This window comes from Curtobacterium sp. JUb34 (genome assembly GCF_003755065.1).
Classification (GTDB): Bacteria; Actinomycetota; Actinomycetes; order Actinomycetales; family Microbacteriaceae; genus Curtobacterium.
In genome coordinates, this window is sequence record NZ_RJVH01000003.1 from 23,828 (window position 1) to 41,524 (window position 17,697).

13 protein-coding genes are annotated in these 17,697 nt (G+C 72.5%); 10 read left to right on the plus strand and 3 right to left on the minus strand.

Translation table 11 applies throughout. The features are described 5' to 3' along the window. The first annotated feature begins 82 nt into the window (after positions 1–82). The 3 genes from EDF63_RS11345 to EDF63_RS11355 all read left to right on the plus strand — a co-directional run bounded on the left by EDF63_RS11345 (position 83) and on the right by EDF63_RS11355 (position 4,030). Positions 83–547 carry a MarR family winged helix-turn-helix transcriptional regulator gene (locus EDF63_RS11345; protein ID WP_123313184.1) on the plus strand — a complete coding sequence of 155 codons (465 nt, stop codon included), beginning with the start codon at positions 83–85 and terminating at the stop codon, positions 545–547. 104 nt (positions 548–651) lie between these two features. Next, positions 652–2,469, plus strand: a complete 1,818-nt coding sequence (locus tag EDF63_RS11350) for a DEAD/DEAH box helicase (RefSeq protein ID WP_123313185.1) — start codon at positions 652–654, stop codon at positions 2,467–2,469. A 232-nt stretch (positions 2,470–2,701) separates the two neighbouring features. After that, positions 2,702–4,030 carry a fibronectin type III domain-containing protein gene (locus EDF63_RS11355; RefSeq protein WP_148061769.1) on the plus strand — a complete coding sequence of 443 codons (1,329 nt, stop codon included), beginning with the start codon at positions 2,702–2,704 and terminating at the stop codon, positions 4,028–4,030. A 278-nt stretch (positions 4,031–4,308) separates the two neighbouring features. Here EDF63_RS11355 and EDF63_RS11360 read toward each other — a convergent pair whose 3' ends face one another. Continuing rightward, positions 4,309–5,235, minus strand: a complete 927-nt coding sequence (locus EDF63_RS11360) for an NAD-dependent epimerase/dehydratase family protein (protein WP_123313187.1) — start codon at positions 5,233–5,235, stop codon at positions 4,309–4,311. A gap of 124 nt (positions 5,236–5,359) precedes the next feature. Between EDF63_RS11360 and EDF63_RS11365 the strand changes: the two genes are divergently transcribed. The 4 genes from EDF63_RS11365 (at position 5,360) to opgC (ending at position 11,284) form a co-directional block, all read left to right on the plus strand. Further along, positions 5,360–6,100, plus strand: a complete 741-nt coding sequence (locus tag EDF63_RS11365) for a TetR/AcrR family transcriptional regulator (protein ID WP_123313188.1) — start codon at positions 5,360–5,362, stop codon at positions 6,098–6,100. Between the two features lie 326 nt (positions 6,101–6,426). Continuing rightward, the gene (locus EDF63_RS11370) at positions 6,427–8,376 is read left to right on the plus strand and encodes a glycosyltransferase (RefSeq protein ID WP_123313600.1); all 1,950 of its coding nucleotides are present in this window, start codon (positions 6,427–6,429) and stop codon (positions 8,374–8,376) included. Continuing rightward, a complete protein-coding gene (locus tag EDF63_RS11375) occupies positions 8,373–8,783 on the plus strand; it encodes an ATP-binding protein (protein ID WP_185021401.1) in 411 nt (136 codons plus the stop codon). Before EDF63_RS11370 ends, EDF63_RS11375 begins: the two co-directional genes overlap by 4 nt. Beyond that, a complete protein-coding gene (gene opgC, locus EDF63_RS11380; RefSeq protein ID WP_123313190.1) occupies positions 8,780–11,284 on the plus strand; it encodes an OpgC domain-containing protein in 2,505 nt (834 codons plus the stop codon). Before EDF63_RS11375 ends, opgC begins: the two co-directional genes overlap by 4 nt. Positions 11,285–11,294: 10 nt before the next feature. Here the strand turns inward: opgC and EDF63_RS11385 are convergent, their stop codons facing one another. Beyond that, a complete protein-coding gene (locus tag EDF63_RS11385; RefSeq protein ID WP_260233076.1) occupies positions 11,295–11,870 on the minus strand; it encodes an NTP transferase domain-containing protein in 576 nt (191 codons plus the stop codon). After that, positions 11,867–12,811 carry a factor-independent urate hydroxylase gene (gene pucL / locus EDF63_RS11390; protein WP_111084926.1) on the minus strand — a complete coding sequence of 315 codons (945 nt, stop codon included), beginning with the start codon at positions 12,809–12,811 and terminating at the stop codon, positions 11,867–11,869. Before pucL ends, EDF63_RS11385 begins: the two co-directional genes overlap by 4 nt. 284 nt (positions 12,812–13,095) lie before the next feature. Between pucL and EDF63_RS11395 the strand changes: the two genes are divergently transcribed. Genes EDF63_RS11395 through EDF63_RS11405 form a run of 3 tightly spaced genes read left to right on the plus strand, consistent with a single transcriptional unit; the run spans position 13,096 to position 17,680 of the window. After that, positions 13,096–13,914 (plus strand): xanthine dehydrogenase family protein subunit M, encoded by an 819-nt coding sequence (locus EDF63_RS11395; protein WP_123313191.1) that lies wholly within the window; start codon positions 13,096–13,098, stop codon positions 13,912–13,914. After that, positions 13,911–16,688 carry a molybdopterin cofactor-binding domain-containing protein gene (locus EDF63_RS11400; RefSeq protein WP_123313192.1) on the plus strand — a complete coding sequence of 926 codons (2,778 nt, stop codon included), beginning with the start codon at positions 13,911–13,913 and terminating at the stop codon, positions 16,686–16,688. The genes EDF63_RS11395 and EDF63_RS11400 overlap by 4 nt, the downstream gene beginning before the upstream one ends. Next, positions 16,688–17,680: an XdhC family protein gene (locus EDF63_RS11405; protein ID WP_123313193.1), complete on the plus strand. Its 993-nt coding sequence runs from the start codon at positions 16,688–16,690 to the stop codon at positions 17,678–17,680. Before EDF63_RS11400 ends, EDF63_RS11405 begins: the two co-directional genes overlap by 1 nt. Positions 17,681–17,697: the final 17 nt, after the last annotated feature.

Here is a 17,697-nt window from a genome sequence, read left to right on the forward strand (position 1 = left end):
GTGCTGTGTAACTTTGCAGACCGCGCAACGATACATCTGTTGCTTCCGACAAGCAACTAAATGTGGCCGCTACGCTGAGCGCATGTCCGACGACCGGCACGCTGCCGAGCGACTCCTGCGATCCCAGCTCGACCGGCTGTGGGTCCGACAGACCCTGCGCTCCTCGCTCATCGAGTCCAGCGGGGGACTCGACCCGACGGCGCGCGTGATCCTGCGGGCCGTCGCCGGTCACGGACCCGTCCGGGCAACCGCCATCGCGGACGCGACGGGCCTGTCCCGCCCGGTGATCAGTCGCCGGGTCGCGTCGCTGATCGACGCCGAGCACCTGGTCGGATCGCCGGACCCCGCCGACGGCCGCGCCACACTCGTGTCCCTCGCACCCGCGGGCAAGCGACTGCTCGACCAGCTCGACGCGGCCGGCGCCGAGGTCTTCGACGACCTGACCGAGGAGTTCGCCTCGGACGAGCTGCGCTCGCTCGCCGAGATGCTCACGCGGCTGAACGACCGCGCCGACGCGGTCCTCGGGATCGGCACCACACGCCCGTGACGTGACCGCGACGGGACGGGAGGCACGGGTCGGGCCCGCCCCGTGCCTCCCGTCCGCCTGCCCTCCGGTCACTGCGGTGCGTGCATTCGAGATACCGTTGGTGTATGAGCACGGACACCGCCACCACCACCGAGACCACCGACGAGGGGCCCGTGGTGACCTTCGCCGATCTCGGCCTGAGCGACGCTGTGCTCAAGGCCGTCAAGGACATCGGGTACGAGACCCCTTCCGCCATCCAGGAAGCCACCATCCCCACGCTCCTCGCCGGGCGCGACGTCGTCGGCCTGGCGCAGACCGGTACCGGCAAGACCGCGGCCTTCGCGCTGCCGATCCTGTCCCGCATGGACTCGGGCAGCAAGAAGCCCCAGGCGCTCGTGCTGTCGCCGACGCGTGAGCTCGCCCTGCAGGTGTGCGAGGCGTTCGAGCAGTTCGCGTCCCACATGAAGAACGTCCACGTCCTGCCCGTCTACGGCGGCCAGGCGTACGGCGTGCAGCTCTCCGCCCTGCGCCGTGGCGTCGACGTCATCGTCGGCACCCCCGGTCGCATCATGGACCACCTGGCGAAGGGCACGCTCGACCTGTCCGAACTGAAGTACCTCGTGCTCGACGAGGCCGACGAGATGCTCAAGATGGGCTTCGCCGAGGACGTCGAGACGATCCTCGCCGACACCCCCGACGACAAGCAGGTCGCGCTCTTCTCGGCGACGATGCCCGCGCAGATCCGCCGCATCTCGCAGCAGTACCTGACGGACCCGGCCGAGATCACCGTCAAGACCAAGACGAAGACCGCCGCGAACATCACGCAGCGCTACCTGATGGTCTCCTACCCGCAGAAGGTCGACGCGCTCACCCGCATCCTCGAGGTCGAGGACTTCGAGGGCATGATCATCTTCGTCCGCACCAAGAGCGAGACCGAGACCCTGGCCGAGAAGCTCCGCGCCCGTGGGTACGCCGCCGCCGCCATCAGCGGTGACGTCGCCCAGGCCCAGCGCGAGCGGACCGTCAACCAGCTGAAGTCCGGCAAGCTCGACATCCTGGTCGCCACCGACGTCGCCGCCCGTGGCCTCGACGTCGACCGCATCACCCACGTCGTGAACTACGACATCCCGGTCGACATCGAGTCCTACGTGCACCGCATCGGCCGCACCGGTCGCGCCGGTCGCTCGGGTGACTCGATCAGCTTCGTCACCCCCCGCGAGCGTCGCCTGCTCTCCGCGATCGAGCGCCACACGAAGCAGCCGCTCACGCAGATGCAGCTGCCGACCATCGACGACGTCAACGAGACGCGTCTGACCCGCTTCGACGACGCGATCACCGCGGCGCTCGAGGACCAGGGCCGCATCGCCGCCTTCCGCGACGTCATCGCCCACTACGTCGAGCACCACGACGTCCCCTCGGACGACGTCGCCGCCGCCCTCGCCGTCGTGGCGCAGGGCGACTCGCCGCTGCTCCTGACCGCAGCCGACGACGCCCTCCGCACGCAGATGGACCGCGACGCCCGCCGTGGCGAGCGCGACGACCGCGGCGGACGCGACGATCGTGCCCCGCGCAGCGACCGTGGCGGTGACCGCGACCGCGGCCCCCGTCGTTCGCAGCCCATGACGGCCTACCGCATCGAGGTCGGTCGTCGGCACCGCGTCGAGCCGCGTCAGATCGTCGGCGCGCTCGCGAACGAGGGCGGCCTGCGCCGCGACGACTTCGGCGCGATCCGCATCCAGCCGGACTTCTCCATCGTCGAGCTGCCGGCCGACATGGACGGTGGCGTGCTCGACCGTCTGACCGACACCCGGATCAGCGGCAAGCTCATCGAGATCAAGCCCGACCGCCGTGGTGGTGGCGGTGGTGCCCGTCGTTACGAGGACCGCGACCGCGCCCCGCGTGGCGACCGCGACGACCGTCCGGAGCGCAAGCCGCGCTACTGACGCGAGCCGCGTCCTGGACGCGACCCCATCCTGACGGGAGGCACGGTGCCGGCTGGCACCGTGCCTCCCGTCCGTCGTCGGCGCGGGTCCCGGGCCCGCCAGACGCCGGTGCGGCATCTTGCGGTGCGGGGAACCGCACATCACGCCCGGATCGGTTCCCCTGGTGCCCTGGCGGTGCTGTGATACCTGCAGCCGTGACGCAGGGAGCCGCGGGGAAGGCAGGGGAACGAACGTGTACCGAGCACTCATCACCGTCGCCGCAGCGGCGGCGCTCGTCATCGGGGGAGTGGCGCCGGCGACGGCTGCCCCCTCGTCCTCGGCGCCGGGCGCGCCGACCGCCGTCCGGGTCACCGGAGCCGGCGACAGCGCGACCGTGACCTGGGGTCCCCCGAAGTCCGGCGCGAAGGTCACCGGCTGGAAGGTCACGATTTCCCCCGCGCAGCACCAGCCCGACCAGGGTGTCGACCGGCTGCCGGCGAAGGCGAGGTCCGACCGCTTCGGCGACCTGACGCCGAAGACGACCTACCGCTTCTCGGTGCGCGCGATCGGCGCGAAGAAGACCGGCCGCACCATCCTGGTCCGCTACACCACGCCGTCCGTGGTCGACACGACGCAGTCGCTGTTCGCCCTCGACGCGTCCGGCAACGTCGTCCGGTTCGCCGAGGACGGTTCCGGCACCGGGAAGGTCGTCGCCGCGAACGGGACGGGCTTCGCCGCGGACGACGTCGGTGACGTGTTCACCCCCTCGGCGGACCTGACCTCGATCCTGTTCCACCCCGCCGACGGCAGTGCCACGCGGACGCTGGCGACCGGGCTGCACCTGACCCCCGACCTGCGCTCCGACGTCGCCGGCAACCTGTACTGGATCGACTCGGCGACGGGTGCGGTGCAGAAGCTCCCCGTCGGCAGTTCCACCGCGACGACCGTGCTCGACCTGACTGCCACGGGCAGCGGCCAGCGGTTCTGGACCGTCACTCCCGACGGCAAGGTCGTCGCCGTCGGCGGTTCGCAGTTCTCCCCGATCGTCGTGGGCACCGGCATGACCGCACGGGCGATCACCCTCCCCGGCAGCTCCGGCGTCGGGTACCCCGCAGCGGTCCTCGCCGACTCGCACGGCAACGTGTACGTCGACATCCGTTCTCCCGGTGCCGCCGGTTCGTGGGCCTGGTACCAGCTGAAGCCGGGCGCTACGGCCCTGACGCGGATCGAGCCCCGGCTGGCGTTCGAGTACGCGGCCACCAACGCCGACGGGTTCTCGCTGCTGCAGTCCGCCGAGTGGTGCAGCGCCCCCGCCGAGTACCCGACCAGCCCGACCGGCTGCAAGGTCGACCGCACGATCCCGGACAAGCTCGTGGTCGGCACCGGTGGGGAATCCACCGTGGCGGTCTCCGGCATCACGGCGGGGTCGCGCGGGCCGAACACGGGCGCCGCCTCCGACGACGGCGACGTCTTCGTCAACGTCGACAGCGGAGCTTCGGCCGGGCTCTGGCGCGTGCCGGCCTCCGGCGGGGCTGCCCAGCAGCTGTCGTCGGCGCAGTACTCGCGGCTGCTGGTGATCTGACCGGCAGACCGAGGCAGGACGGGGTGGGACGCAACGGCGCGTCCCACCCCGTCCTGTGTCGCGGGTGCGGGGTGCGGGGCCGGGCGGGCCCGAGGTTCCGAAATCTTGGAGTGTCGGCGCTCCCTCGGCCGGTCCGTGGAACCTCGGCGGCACACCGGCGGCGTGTTGTGGAACCTCAGCGGCACCCGGCACCCGGCACCCGGCACCCGGCACTCGGCGCCCGGCAGCCGGCACCAGCGAGACCGCCCACCGCCGCCACCCCCACAACCCGCCACCCCTCACGACACCCCGGCAACGGTCCGGCGGCACACCTCGTCCCACGGGGTCGGCTCGATGCCGAACCACGTGCGGCTCTCGGCGTCGTCGACCACGTACGGCGCCGTCCACTGGTAGGTCATGTCGGCGAGCTCCCGCATCATCGGCGACACGAGCCCGAGGGCACGGATCGCGGCGGCGGGCACCCGTCGGACGGGCACGGGCGGTCTGCCGGCGGCGGCCAGCACCTCGGTCAGCGCCTGCCGCTGGGTACGAGGAGCGTTGCTCGGCACCATCCACGTGCGGCCGTGCGCGCGCTCGTCCGAAGCTGCCGCCACCAGGGTCCTGGCGACGTCGAGCACGTCGGTGAAGGTGTGCGGCAGGTCGGTCCTGCCGATCATCGTCACGGCCTTCCCCTGCAATGCGGCCGGCAGCACCCGCGTGACGTGCCCGTTCGCCCCGATGCCCGGCCCGACGTAGTCCGAGGCCCGGACCTCGACGGCGCGGACACGTCCTGCGCGGTGCGCCGCCAGGGCGTCCGCCCACAGCCGGGCGCGGAGGATCCCCTTGTGGTCGGTGGCGGCGTCCGGGGTGTCGGGTCGCATCGGCCCGGCGACCGGACCGTACGGGTACAGGTTGCCGGTGATCGCGTACACGGCGCCGGTGCGTTCGGCAGCGCTGAGCATCGACGCGGCGAGCGGCGGCCAGGTGCGTTCCCACTGCGTGTAGTCGCCGGGGTTCGCGCAGTTGTAGAGCACGGCGGCGCCGTCGGCCGCCCGGGTGAGCGCCTCGTCGTCGGAGGCGTCGAGTGCGACGTGCCCGACTCCCGACAGGCCGGTGTCGCGACCCGAGCGGGTGACGACCGTGACGCGCTCGCCGCGTTCGGCGAGCAGCGCGGCGACGTGGCGGCCCACCGGGCCGGCGCCGATGACGAGGTGGTTGTGCGACATGGTCCCTGCTTCCGTTCGGTCAGCGAGAGCGGTGCTCTCGCCACCAGGATGCGCGCTGGAGCACGAAAGAGCAAGAGCACTGCTCTCGTTTGTGTGCAGTGCTCTCGTGTGGCAGGGTGACCGGATGGCACCGACAGCACGCGAGCTCGCCCGGCAGACGGTCCGGGCGGACATCCTCGCCGCCGCGCGCACCCGCCTCACCGACGAGGGCCCGGCGGCGCTCAGCCTGCGCGCCGTCGCCCGCGACGTCGGCATGGTCTCGTCAGCGGTGTACCGCTACTTCCCGAGCCGCGACGACCTGCTGACGGCGCTGCTCATCGTCGACTACGACGAACTCGGCGCAGCGGTCGAGGCCGCCGACGCCGCGGCCGGGCCGTTGCCGGGCGCCCGCTGGGTCGCCGCGTGCCGTGCGATCCGGGCGTGGTCCGTCGCACACCCGGGGGACTTCGCGCTGCTGTTCGGGTCGCCCGTACCGGGCTACGCCGCGCCCCGCGAGACGGTCGCGCCCGCCGCGCGGACGACGCTCGCGCTGGTACGGGTGGTCGCCGATGCGGTCGCGTCCGACGGTCCCGTCCCGTCGTCTCCGGGAGCGGACGGGAGGCCCGGATCACCCACCGCGCCCACGGCGGCTCCCGGGGCGGCCGGCCCCGCAGTCGCGGACGCCCCGGCCACCCTGCGATCGTTCGGCGTCACGCTGCCCGACGAGGTCCTCGTCCGCACCCTGATGGCGTGGTCGACGGTGTTCGGCACGATCTCGTTCGAGCTCTTCGGCCACTTCGTGGGCTCCGTCTCCGACGGCGCCGCGTACTTCGACCAGGTGATCGCGCGCCTCGCCGACGACCTGGGGTTCGCCGCCGCGTTCTGACCTGCACGGTGGGTGGACCCCGGCCGTTGTCCACGACTCGCAGTCCGGGCCTGACAGAGGGGCGGTCGCTGCGGTAGACAGGTCCCTACGCCGAGGTCGTGCCCGACGACCGGAGCGGACGGCCGGCACGACGACCCCTGGGTCTGCGTCCGGACGAGACCACACCCGGGCGCGCTGCGGCCGGGGTCCGCGGATCAGGAGGCACCCTTGCGACGCAGCACGGTCGGCGACCCCGCAGCCGGAGCGACCCGGTGACGGCGCTCGATGTCAGCCGGCAGGACCGCCGCCGGCTCAGCACCGGCACGGCCCGCCGACGGCTCGTCACGGTGCGCACCGTCGCGCTCCTGGCCTCGATCGCCGGGGTGAACTACGTCGTCTGGCGCTGGGCCGCCTCGGTGAACTGGCACTCCTGGTGGATCGCCGTGCCGCTCATCCTCGCCGAGACCTACAGCGTCATCGACTCGCTCCTGTTCGCCTTCGGAGCCTGGCGGCTGCGCGAGCGCGGGGAACCCCCGACGAAGCCGTCATCGGACGTCACCGTCGACGTCTTCATCACCACGTACAACGAGCCCGTCGAGATGGTCGTGCGCACGGCCCGGGCGGCGAAGGCGATCACGCACCCGCACGCGACCTGGATCCTCGACGACGGCAACCGCCCCGAGATGCGCGCGGCCGCCGAGTCGCTCGGCATCGGCGTCGTCACCCGTGGTGCCGACTGGATCGACCGGCCCCGGCACGCCAAGGCCGGCAACCTCAACAACGCCCTGCTCGCGACCCAGGGCGAGTTCCTGCTGATCCTCGACGCCGACCAGGTGCCGGAGCCGGAGATCCTCGACCGCACGCTCGGCTACTTCAAGGACCCGCGGATGGCACTCGTGCAGACGCCGCAGTGGTTCGAGAACGTCCCCGAACAGGACCTGCTCGGCAGCCAGGCGCCGCTGTTCTACGGCCCGATCCAGCAGTCGAAGGACGGCTGGAACGCCGCGTTCTTCTGCGGGTCGAACGCGATCCTGCGGCGCGAGGCCCTGATGCAGCTCGGCATCTCCCGCTACGTGGTCGAGGTCGAGGCGTCGGTGCAGCGCACGATCACGACGGCACGGAAGCTGCTGGCCCGCGCCCGCGAGACCGAGACGGACCCGCGGGTGCTCGGAGCCCTGGACGAGGCCGAGGCCGTCGTCGACCGTGCCCGCGACCAGGTCCGGGCCGGCGAACCGCTCGGCGACGTCACCTACGCGTTCCAGCGCGGGATCGACGCGATCGCCTTCCGGTTCGCCGCCGCCGACCTCGAGTCGGTGCGGAACGACCTGCAGGAACTCGCGGCGATGTCGACCGACGCGAACACCTTCGCCGGTCTCGACGACGCTGCGCTCGACGTGCTCGGCCGCCGCGACGCATCGCCCGTGGCCGCCATCGAGTCGATCGCCGTCCTCGCCCGGGCACTCGACGTCAACCGTGACGACGAGGCGCAGCCGATCATGCCGCTGGCCACGATCTCGGTGACCGAGGACATGGCCACCGCCATGCGGCTGCACGGGCTCGGCTGGAAGTCGGCGTACCACGACGAGATCCTGGCGAAGGGCCTGGCACCCGAGGACCTGCCGACCATGCTCGTGCAGCGGCTCCGCTGGGCGCAGGGCACCATGCAGGTGTTCTTCCGCGAGAACCCACTGGTGCAGAAGGGACTGTCCTGGGGGCAGCGCCTGATGTACTTCTCCACGATGTGGAGCTACCTGTCCGGGTTCGCGGCGATCGTCTACATCGCGGCGCCGGTGCTGTGCCTGTCGTTCGGCGTCGTGCCGGTGCAGGCGTACAGCGTCGACTTCTTCGCCCGGCTGATCCCGTTCCTCGTGCTGAACCAGCTGTTGTTCTGGGTGGTCGCCGCGGGCAGACCGACCTGGCGTGGGCAGCAGTACTCGCTCGCGCTGTTCCCGGTGTGGATCGAGGCGGTGACGAGTGCGTTCGAGAACGTGTTCCGCGGCAAGCCGCTCGGGTTCCGGGTGACACCGAAGGTGCGCGACGAGACCGAGCAGAAGCCGCGGTGGGACCTCGTCAAGCCGCAGCTCTTCGCGATGGGTGCCCTGGTCGCCGCACTCGTCATGATCGGCATCCGGTACCTGACCGGGCAGGCGTCGGGCATCGCGCCGCTGGTCAACACCGCGTGGGTCGTCTTCGACCTGTTCATCTTCAGCATCGTGATCCGTGCCGTGCTCTACCGAGGCCCGGGCACGGCAGCCCAGTCAGAGCACGAGTCGAGCACCGCCGGAGGACCACTGTGAGCGCCGAGACCACCTTCGACGTCGCCGCGACGCCCGTGTCGCTCGACGAGGTCCAGGACCGGTTCGCCGCATGGTGGGACGGTCTCGGCATCGACGACGCCCGGCTCCGGTTCGCCCTGGAGACCGCCCTGGCCGAGGTCGCCGCCAACATCGTCGAGCACACCACACGCGCCGACCAGGCGACCGGTCGGCGGTACACCGTGCGGCTCGAGTCGACGGATCGCGCCCTGACCGCGGAGCTCACCGACAACGGGCTGCCGGTGGACATCGACCTGAGCGCCGTGACGATGGCCGACGTCGAACAGGAGAGCGGACGCGGCCTGGCACTCGCGATCGCCGCCCTCGACCGGCTCGAGCACCGACACGAGCACGGGCACAACGTCTGGACCCTGGTGTGCGAACGGTGAGGCTGCTGGCGGCCCGGGTGGTCGCCGTCCTCGTCACGATCGCGACGCTCCTGCTCTGCGGTGCACTGCCGGCGTCCGCGGTGACGGTGCACACGGCCGCGGCGACGGCGCCGGCGAGCGGGACGGCCTGGTTCGGTCCGGACCTCGACTGGGGCGACGACTCCCCGGCGGGGTACGAGGGACGACTCGGTGCGACGCCGTCCATGTACGGGGTGGAGATCGACTACCCGCTCGACCGCTCGGCCCGGCGGGAGCTCCTCCGCGCGACGCGTGCCGCGGCGACGCAGGGCGCGGTCCTCGTCGTCAGCCTCGAGCCGGGGCAGTCGCTCCGCTCGCTCGACGTCGCCGACGCCCGGGCCGTCAACACCGTGCTCCAGGAGGTCCACGACCAGTACGACACCCAGGTGCTCGTCCGGTTCGCGCCCCAGATGAACGGCACGTGGGTGCGCTGGGGGCAGCAGCCGACGCAGTTCGTGCAGGCGTTCCGGACACTCGCGACCGCGGTGCACGGCGGCGACTCCGACGCGCTCATGGTCTGGTCGCCGTCGTACGGTGCCGGGTACCCGTTCGGCGAGTCCGCCGGGCGCCTGGACGACCTGTCCGCGACCGACGTCGCGAAGCTCGACACCGACGGTGACGGCGCGCTGACCGCGGCCGACGACCCCTACGAGCCGTACTGGCCGGGCGACGCGTCGGTCGACTGGGTCGGGCTGTCGATGTACTCCTTCGGCAAGGGGAAGTCGACGGCAGCAGCCGGCCGCGACGTGCCCCTCACCCGCAACGACGTGCCGGAGCCCGGTGAGGTCGAGTCCCGGTTCGACGAGACCTGGGGCTACGAGCAGCAGCAGGCCGACAGCTTCTACGACCGGTTCGCGGTCGACGGCGACCGGTCGATGCTGCTCGACACCGGTGCGCTGTACGACCACACCCGCCGGGGCGACGCGGAGCTGCTGGTCAAGCAGGGCTGGTGGCGGCAGGTGATCGCGTCGGTCCAGGACCGCCCGTTGATCCGGGGCGTGACCTTCGTCGAGACGAACCGTCGCGAGCCCGAGGCCGGCAACCGTGTCGCCGACTGGCGCGACACGGCCGTGCCCGGCATCGCCGGTTCGTTCCGCACTGACCTCGAGCGCAGTGACCACTTCGCGTTCGGGCCGGTCACCGACCGCGTCACCACGCAGCAGGGCAACGCCGCGACCGACCAGCAGTACGACACCGGCGGCGACCAGATGGCGTGGATCGTCTGGCTCGCCGTGGGCCTGGCGGTGGTGTTCCTGCTGAGCGGCCTGTTCGGACGGTTGCTGCCGGGGTGGCGGTACCCCGACGACGGCAAGCCCGGGCGCGACCTGCGGCTCGACCTGTTCCGCGGGTTCATCATCCTGGCGGTGGTGATCACACACATCGAGATCGGCGGACCGTACTCGTACCTCACCCTGCACGCGGTGGGTGCGATCACCGGTGCCGAGATGTTCGTGTTCCTGTCCGGCATGGTCCTCGGCATGACCTACCCGTTCGCCATCAAGAAGTTCGGCGAGTGGGCGGCCGCGATCGGGGCGTGGAAGCGTGCGCGCAAGCAGTACCTCGTCACGCTCGTGGTGATCGCGGTGGTCTTCGCACTGAGCTTCGTCCCGTTCCTGAACACCGACGCGATCACGACGTTCACCGACCGGGGCACCGGCACCGGCGGCGTCGGCGCCGAGGGCCGGGTCTACGACCTGTACCCGAACGCCATGCAGCTGCTCGGCTACCCGCCGCCGTGGTACGCCATCCGGCAGTTCCTGCTGCTCGAGATGGGCCCCTGGCCGTTCAACATCATGGGCCTGTTCGTGGTGCTGAGCCTGTTCATCCCGCCGCTGCTCTGGCTGATCCGCCGCGGCTTCTGGTGGGTGGTGCTCGTCGTGAGCTGGGCGTTGTACGTGTTCCAGGCGCTCAACCCGGACTTCCGCCCGCTGAACTCGCAGTTCGAGGCGGTCTTCCCGCTGCTCACCTGGCAGGTCGTGTTCACCCACGGACTCGTGCTCGGGTACTACCGACGGCAGATCATCGGCGCGCTCACCGGGCGGCTCGGCAAGGTCCTGGTCGGCATCGGCGTCGGCGGCTACGCGGCGTTCCTGGTGTACGTCTGGGCGGCGAACCACGCCGGGTTCACACCGGTCCCGTTCCCGGCGTCGATGTACGAGGACCTGTACAACACGGCGTACCAGCGGGTGGACCTGCAGTGGGGCCGACTGGTCGACATCGCGTTCTTCGCGATCGTGTCGTACGCGATCCTGACGGTGTTCTGGAAGCCGATCTCAGCGGCGATCGGGTGGCTCTGGATCCCGATCGGGCAGGCGAGCCTCTACGTGTTCGTGTGGCAGGTCTTCTTCGCGCTGGCGATCGCGTCGATCCCGGGTGTCGACTGGGGCAACGGCTGGATCGGCTTCGCGACCCACACCCTGCTGATCCTGTTGGCCTGGTACATGGTGCGGAAGCGGTTCCTGTTCTCGGTGATCCCGCGCTGACGCTGTGGGGTCAGTGCAGGACGGCGGGGTGGTCCTGGTCGTGACCGTCCCACAGGTCGCCGCACTCGACGGGTCCCGCGCCCGACGACGCCAGCCACGGGCCGGCACCGTGCGCGGGGTCGCGGGACAGCGCGGCGACCAGCGCGGGGCGGTGCTCCGAGCCGACGACCACCGGGTGTCCCGGTACGCCGTGGTGGACCGCGCGGCGGAGCGCCGTCGGGTGGTCGCCGTCGCCGATCACCCGCCGGACGGCCGTCGCGGGGAGGCCGGGCAGGTCGACCAGGGAGACGCAGGCCGTCGCCGGCCCGGTGACGGCCGCGAGCCCGACGGCGAGCGACGCGCCCGGCCCCGCTGCCCAGTCGTCCGCGACGACGACGGTGACCCCGTCCACTGCGGGCACGAGGGCCCGCGCCCGGTCGGCGGCGGCACCGAGGACGACGACGACCCGGTCGCAGCCGCCGAGCAGGAGCGCGTCGACGCCGAGGTGCAGCCACGGGGTGCCGTCCGGCTCGGCGACCAGCGCCTTCGGCCGCCCCATCCGCGTCCCCGCACCGGCGGCGAGCAGCACGCCCACCACGTCGGTCACACGAACGCCGGCACCGACGTCCACGCGGCAGGGGCCTCGGCGACGCCGTCGCGCACGACGGTGCCGGAGATCAGGCCGTAGGGCCGGTCGGCGGCGAAGAACACCTCGCCGGGGTTGTCCAGGCCGAACGGTGCGAGGTCGACCAGGAAGTGGTGTTTGTTCGGCATCGAGAACCGCACCTCGGCGATCTCCGGGAACGCCTCGATCGCCGAGCGGCCCATCGCGAACAGGGTCTGCTGGAGCGCCAGGGAGTGCAGCTCGGCGAACGTCGCGAGCATGCGGTCGAGGACACCGGCGTACACGGCGTCGTAGTCGATGCCCGCCGCCACCGCCTCGGGCGTGTACCGCCAGCGGGCCGTCACCGAGGTCGCGAGGATCCGGTCGTCGGTCTCAGCGAGCGTCGTGTAGCCGTCACGCGGGAACCCGTGGAACTCGCTGCCGGTCGACTTCAGGACCGTCAGGTCGGTGACCCCGGCGAGCACGTGCACGTCGTCGCCGTCGACCTGCACCACGGCCGTGCGGGTTCCGCGACCGGCCCGGACGAACGAGTGGTCGTGCTCCCGGCCGTCGACGACGATCCGCTCCCACGTGTGCTGCTCGGCGGACAGGGTGGAGCCGTCGTACCAGTCGAAGGCGGTGCTGAAGTGCCGGCCGAGTCGCAGCAGGAACTCCTCCGGCGTCCCCACCCCGTGCTCCTTCGCGAAGGCGTAGACCGTGTTCTTCTGCGTGTCCGTCGCGACGACCTTCGCGTTGTCGCCCTCGGTGTACGAGTCGGCGAGCGCCGCGCCGCGCAACTGCGTCGTGACGGTGAGGTCCTCGATCTCGTGCCGGTCGGTGTCGCGCGTCACCCGGACGAGCCGGACCTCGGCCTTGCCGTACTGGTTCGCACCGAGGCGGACGGTCGTGGTGGTGGGGACTGGCTGGACGTCGGTGATCTCCATGGAGGCGACGATGACATCCGCGTGTTTCGGCGGTGGGTCGAACACGTCACGACCTCCGCCAGCGGCCACGGCCCGGTCGTGACGCAGCCGTCGAACGCCCGTAACCACACGGAAACACCCGTTCCATAGCGTTGCGGCCACGACGCACCCGATCGAGGAGGGCCCCGTGGCGCACACATCCGCACCCCGGCGGTCCTCGGCGTGGAACCGCGGGATGATCGCGCACGGACGACGGTCCGACGGCGCCACCGACACCCGTTCCCCCATCCCGATCGGACCCTGCAATGGACCTCGTCTCCGTCCGCACCGTGCGGACACCGTCGCACCGCGACGACCTCTCCTTCGGTCCCGGTGAGCATCCCCTCGCCGGCGGCACCTGGCTGTACTCGGAGGAGCAGCCGGGTCTGACCGGGCTCGTCGACCTCACGGCACTGGGGTGGCGCGACACCGAGCGCAGCGCCGGAGGACTCCGGATCGCCGCGACGTGCACGATCGCGTCGCTGCTGCGTGTGGCGCCCGAGGACGACTGGCGTGCCTGGCCGCTCGTCGACCGGTGCGCCAACGCGTTGCTGGCGTCGTTCAAGGTGTGGAACCAGGCGACGGTCGGCGGCAACGTCGCGGTCGCCCTGCCGGCGGGGGCGATCACCGCGCTGCTCGTGACGCTCGACGCGATCGCGGAGGTCTGGACGCCGGACGGCGGGGAGCGCCGGGTCCCGGTGGCGGACCTGGTCACCGGGCCGCGGACGACCGACCTCGCGCCGGGTGAGGTCATCCGGGCGTTCGACGTGCCACGAGCGGCCCTCGTGGCACGCACCGGGTTCCGCCGGGTGTCCCTCAGCCCGCACGGCCGGACCGGCGCGCTGGTCACGGCGCGGTGGTCGGCGTCGGGATTCGTCCTCGTCGTGACCGGGGCGACCCCGCGGCCGCTCCTGCTCCGTCATCCAGGGGTCCCGACCGCCGCGGAGGTCGATGCGCGGCTGGCGGCCCACGACGCCTGGTACGACGACCCGCACGGTTCCCCCGACTGGCGGCGCGCGGTGACCCGGCGGTTCGCGGCGGAGCTCGTCGCCGAGGCGCTCGGGACGACGGGCGGTGCGGCATGAGGTTCGAGGTCGACGGCGCGACGGTGGACGCCGAACCGCAGCCCGGTCAGGTCCTCCGCACCCTGCTCCGCGAGCACGGGGTGACGTCCGTGAAGAAGGGCTGCGACGCGGGCGACTGCGGTGCGTGCTCGGTGCTCGTCGACGGTGTGCCGGTCCACTCCTGCATCACGCCGGCGCACCGGATGGCGGGTCGTGCCGTCACCACGGCGGCCGGGCTCGGCACGCCGGAGGACCCGCACCCCGTGCAGCGCGCGTTCGCCGAGGCCCCGGGCTTCCAGTGCGGCTTCTGCACCGCCGGGTACGTCGTCACGGCGTCCACGCTCGACGAGGACGCCCTGGCCGACCGGCACCGCGCGTTGAAGGGCAACCTCTGCCGGTGCACCGGGTACCGGGCGATCGAGGACGCCCTGGACGGGGTCGCGAACACGGCCTGCGCGGCGGCCGGTCAGGCGATCGGCACGTCGGTCGCCGCCCCGGCCGCGATGGCGATCGTGACCGGACGCGAGGAGTACACGCTCGACGTGCGGCGGACGGAGGGGCTGCTGCACCTCGCGGTCCTCGGCAGCCCGCACCCGCACGCCCGCATCGTGTCGATCGACACGGCGGAGGCCGAAGCCCTGCCGGGCGTGCACGCCGTCCTCACCCACCACGACGACCCCGGCGTGCTGTTCTCCACGGGTCGGCACGAGTCCCGCCTGGACGACCCGGACGACACCCGGGTGCTCGACCGGGTGCTCCGTTTCCGTGGGCAGCGCGTGGCCGCCGTCGTCGCCGACAGCGTCCGGGTCGCCGAGCAGGCCTGCGCCCTCGTGCGGGTGCGCTACGAGGTGCTGCCGAGCGTGCACGACCCGGACGCGGCCCGTGCCGTCGGCGCTCCGCTCCTGCACGCCGACAAGACGACGGAGGAGCATCGGATCGCCGAGCCGGGCCGCAACGTGGTCGCCGCCCTGCACGGCGAGACGGGCGACGTCGACGGGGCCCTGGCGACGGCCGCGGCCACCGTCGAGGGCACCTGGACGACGGGCCGCGTCTCGCACGCCGCGCTCGAGACCCACGCGACCCGCGGGTCCGTCGACCGGGACGGGCGGCTCGTGCTCCGGACCGCGACCCAGGTCCCGTTCCTGGTGCGGGACGAGATCGCGCACGTGTTCGGCCTCGACCCGAGCCGTGTCCGCGTGGTCGCGAAGCGCGTCGGCGGTGGGTTCGGCGGGAAGCAGGAGTTGCTGACCGAGGACCTGGTCACCCTCGCGGTGCTGCGGACCGGTCGCGCGGTGCAGTACGAGTTCAGCCGGCGTGACGAGTTCACGATCGCCCCGACCCGGCACCCGATGCGCGTGCGGGTCCGGCTCGGTGCCGACGCCGCGGGACACCTGACGGCACTGCACGTCGACCAGACCATGGACACCGGCGCGTACGGCAACCACGGGATCGGGGTCATGTTCCACTCCGTCAGCGAGTCCGTCGCCGTCTACCGGTGCCCGTCGAAGCGCGTGGACGCGGAGTCCGTGTACACGAACAACCTGCCGTCCGGGGCGTTCCGCGGGTACGGGCTCGGCCAGGTCGTGTTCGCGATCGAGTCCGCCATGGACGAGCTCGCCCGGGAGCTCGGCATCGACCCGCTCGACCTGCGGCGGCGGAACGTCGTGGTCCCCGGAGACCCCCTCGTGGTCACGGACCCGGACGAGCAGGACGACCTGCGCTGGGAGGGCAGCTACGGACTCGACCAGTGCATCGACCTGGTGGAGGACGCCCTCCGCGCGCCGGTACCCGAGGTCCCACGCATGGACGGGCCGCCGCTGGACGACTCCGGGGACTGGGCGTTCGGCACCGGGGTCGCCCTCGCGGCGATCGCCACGATGCCGCCGCGCGGGCACCACGCGCACGTGTCGGTCGAGGCCACCACTGAGGGCCGGTACCGCATCGGCGTCGGCACGGCCGAGTTCGGCAACGGGACCACGACGGTGCACACGCAGCTCGTCGCCACCGCCCTCGGCACCACCACGGACCGGGTCGACGTGCACCAGTCGGACACCGACGCGGCGCGGCACGACACAGGGGCGTTCGGGTCCGCGGGGGTCGTCGTCGCCGGCAAGGCGCTGTACGCCGCGGCACAGGCGCTCCGGGAGGACATGACCGGGCGCGCCCTCGGGATCGTCGCCGCCCGGACACCCCGGACCGCGTCGGGGCCGCTCGGGCCGGCGGTCTCGGTCGGGCCGGACGGCGTCCGCGTCGGCGAGGAGCTCGTCGGGCACGCCGAGTTGCTCGCCGGCGGCCCGCTCGTCGCGCACGGCAGCCACGACGGCACGCCACGGTCGCTCGCGTTCACCGTGCACGGCGCCCGGGTGGCGGTGCACCGGCCGACGGGCGAGGTCCGCGTGCTGCACAGCGTGCAGGCGGTGGACGCCGGCACCGTCCTGAACCCGGAGCAGCTCCGCGGCCAGGTGGAGGGCGGCGCCGCGCAGGCGATCGGCTCGGCGCTGTACGAGGAGGTCGTGCTGGACGAGACCGGTCGGGTGACGACCGACGCGTTCCGGGCGTACCGGGTGCCGAAGATCTCCGACGTGCCCCGCACCGAGGTGCGCTTCGCCGACACGCACGACCCGCTCGGCCCCCTCGGCGCGAAGTCGATGAGCGAGGCGCCGTACAACCCGGTCGCGCCCGCCGTCGCGAACGCGGTGCGCGACGCCGTCGGCGTGCGCCCCCACCGGTTGCCGATGACGCGCGACCGGGTGTGGGCGATGCTCCAGGACGCGACCGACGCCGGGGGTGCGTGATGTTCGAACTGGCGCCGCGCCTCCTGGCCGCCCTCGACGCGGGGGACCCCGTGGTCGTCGCGACGGCCGTCGCGATGACTGGCAGCGCGCCGACCGGCGTCGGCTCGTCGATGGCCGTCCTGCCCGGCGGTCAGGTCGTCGGCACCATCTCCGGCGGGTGCGTCGAGGGGGCGCTGTTCGACACGGCGGAACAGGTCCTCGAGACGGGCGAGGCGGTCCTCGAACGCTTCGGGTTCGACGACGACCCGGACGACGTCGACGCGATGTGGGCACCGGCGCTCCGCTGCGGCGGTCGCGTCGAGGTCCTGGTCCGTCGCGTCCGTCCCGACGACGCCGACGTCGTGGACGCGCTCCGGTGCGCGGCGTCCGGGGTGCCGACGTCGCTCGGCCTCTCGCTCGACCCGTCGACGCTCGGCGCGGTCGTGCACGTCCCCGACGGCTGCGGCGGCCGGCTCTTCGTGGAGCGCGCCGACGTCCGGCCGCGGTGCATCGTGGTGGGCGCGGTCGAGTTCGCCGTGGCCCTCACGAACGCGGCCGCGGTGCTCGGCTACGCCGTGACGGTCGTCGACCCGCGGCCGGTGTTCCTGACCGACGAGCGCTTCCCGGCCGCCGACGAACGCATCGTGGGCTGGCCGACGCGTGTGGTCGAGGCGTTGCCGGTGGACGCGACCACCGCCGTCGTGGTGCTCTCGCACGACGACCGGTTCGACGCCGCCGTGGTCGACTCGGCGCTCCGACGTGGTGCCGGGTACGTCGGGGCGATGGGCTCCCGCACGACGAACGCACGCCGGATGGCGGAGCTGCGCGCGCTCGGGACACCGGACACCGACCGGCTGCGGTCCCCGATCGGGCTCGACATCGGTGCGACGACGCCGGCCGAGATGGCGGTCGCGATCATGGCCGAGGTGATCGCGGTCCGGACCGGTGCCGACGGCGGCGCGCTCGTCGACGGTGCCGGTCCCATCCACCGCCGGGCGGTGTCCACGAGCTGAGCCGGCGGCGCGCGATC